The sequence below is a fragment of the Caulobacter sp. HMWF025 genome (assembly GCF_003060965.1).
GTDB lineage: Bacteria > Pseudomonadota > Alphaproteobacteria > Caulobacterales > Caulobacteraceae > Caulobacter.
This window is the reverse complement of the sequence record NZ_QAII01000119.1, coordinates 26,379-28,191: the sequence shown is the minus strand read 5'-3', so window position 1 is coordinate 28,191 and position 1,813 is coordinate 26,379. Positions and strand designations below refer to the sequence as shown.

Genomic DNA, 1,813 nt, shown 5'->3' with positions numbered 1-1,813 from the left:
GCATCGAGGCGGGGGGGATGACCCCGGGGTCTGATGGGGAGCGGCTGGTTCTGGCGTTGCTGGAGCAGGGTGCTGTCGCCCTCGAGCGGGCGGAACTGGCGACGGAGGCCGTTGAAACCGAAACGCTCCGGCGGGCCGACCGTTTCCGCTCGGCGCTGCTGAACTCCATCAGTCACGACCTGCGCACCCCGCTTTCTACCGTGCTGGGCGCGTCATCCACGCTGATCGACTATGGCAAGACCCTCACGACCGAAGTTCGGGACGACCTGGTCGTGAGCATCCGCGAGGAAGCCGAACGCCTGAACCGGTATGTCGGCAATCTGCTGGACATGACCCGTCTGGAGGGCGGAGCCCTGCGGCTGCGGACCGACTGGACGGATGTCCGTGATGTCCTGGGGGCGGCTGCCGGCCGCGTGACCCGACGGCTCGGCGACAGGGTCCTGACCCGGGACTATCCGGCCGAGCTCAGCCTTGTGCGCGTCGATGGCGGTCTGCTGGAGCAGGCCATCGTCAATATCCTCGAGAACGCGATCGCCTACAGCCCGCCTGGCACCCGGATCGAGATGGCCGCCTATGAGGATCGCGCCAATGTGGTGATCAGTCTGGAGGACGAGGGGCGGGGCATTCCAACCGCCGAACTCGAGCGGGTCTTCGAGAAGTTCCGGCGCATGGAGGAGCCGAGCGACCGCAGCCAGGGTGCCGGTCTGGGCCTGTCCATTGCCAAGGGCTTCATCGATGCGATGGGCGGGCGGATTGCAGCAGCCAGTCCTATCCGCGACGGCAAGGGGACCCGTATCCTGATCAGCGTCCCCAAGGCGGTTGCCACGCCGCACCACCTGCTATGATGACTCCATGAGTGCCTTGCGACAGCGTATCCTCGTGATCGATGACGAGCCCCAGATCCACCGGTTCCTAGGCCCGGCGCTGGATGCTGCAGGATATGAACCCCTCAGGGCCGATGGTGGGCAGGAAGGGCTGCGCGGGATTGCACTGTGGTCTCCGGATGCCGTGGTTCTCGACCTGGGCCTGCCCGACATGGACGGCGGCGACGTGCTGCTGCGGGCGCGGGAATTCTATGACGGTCCGATCCTGATCCTCTCGGCGCGTGACCGTGAGGCCGAGAAGATCAAGGCGCTCGACAACGGGGCCAACGACTATCTCGAAAAACCGTTCGGCGTCGGGGAGTTGCTGGCGCGCCTTCGGGCTGCGCTGCGCCAGCGGGTGTCGGCCCAGGCTCCTCCGGGGCCCATCCGGTCCGGTGCTGTCGAGATTGATATCGAGAAACGGCGGGTGACCCGCGGCGGAGAGATCGTGAAGCTCTCGCCCAAGGAATATGACCTGCTGGTTCGTCTGGCGCTCGGGCACGGAAAGCTGCTGACCCACAAGGACCTGCTGGTCGCGGTCTGGGGGAGTGCCCATTCCACCGACACCCAATATCTGCGCGTCTTTGTCGGCCAGCTCCGCCAGAAGCTCGAGGCGGATCCATCACAGCCGAAGATCATCGAGACCGAGCCGGGGGTCGGCTACCGCTTTCTGGCCGAATGACGCTCCGGCTTGCAGTGCGCGGCACCCGGATCGGCGCATGACGCGGGTCCCGGCCCAAAAAGTCGCGGAACCGACCTTGTTCCGACGCGGCAAAGGCGTAGGAGACCCCTGAAGCTCATGACTCGATCCCGACTCCCCTTCAGACGCAACGGTCTCCGTGGGGCTTGATCGAGCGGTGAGAGGATCCGACGGAACAGACCCCTGAAAAACTTCTACAAGACCCGTCTCGGCACATTTCGTTTTCGTCGCGGTCCGGGATGGCGGACCT

Annotated in this window: 2 protein-coding genes; both read left to right on the top strand. The window is 65.5% G+C overall.

The window, feature by feature from the left end; genetic code table 11:
- The coding region (locus DBR10_RS12960; RefSeq protein ID WP_233243402.1) for a sensor histidine kinase at window positions 1–845 on the top strand (845 nt) is incomplete at its 5' end.
- 7 nt (window positions 846–852) lie between these two features.
- A complete protein-coding gene (locus DBR10_RS12955) occupies window positions 853–1,545 on the top strand; it encodes a winged helix-turn-helix domain-containing protein (RefSeq protein WP_108505549.1) in 693 nt (230 codons plus the stop codon).
- Window positions 1,546–1,813 lie beyond the last annotated feature (268 nt).